Consider the following 284-nt stretch of genomic DNA (forward strand, 5'->3'; position numbering starts at 1 on the left):
GTCGCCGACATCAAGATTGAGCTCGATGGTCTCCGCATGATCACCCTCCGCGGTGCTTCCCGCGCTGACCAGGGTCGCGGCTTCGCTCGCGAGGCAGCTCTGGCTAAGACCTTCGCCACTGAAAAGGGTATGAAGATTGGTTCCGACGGTGTGCAGCTGCTCGGCGGACACGGCTTCACCAAGGAGCACCCGGTTGAGCGTTGGTACCGTGACCTCCGCGCAATTGGTGTCGCCGAAGGCATCGTCGTTCTGTAAACCGCTAGATACTTCAGCCGAAAAGAATT

General features: G+C 59.2%; 1 protein-coding gene. It reads left to right on the forward strand.

The window, feature by feature from the left end; all coding sequences use genetic code 11:
- Positions 1-255: acyl-CoA dehydrogenase family protein (locus QP324_RS12025; RefSeq protein ID WP_284816214.1), on the forward strand; the 255-nt coding region annotated here is incomplete at its 5' end.
- Between the last annotated feature and the right edge of the window lie 29 nt (positions 256-284).

The organism is Corynebacterium sp. UMB0012, assembly GCF_030216265.1.
Taxonomy (GTDB): Bacteria; Actinomycetota; Actinomycetes; order Mycobacteriales; family Mycobacteriaceae; genus Corynebacterium.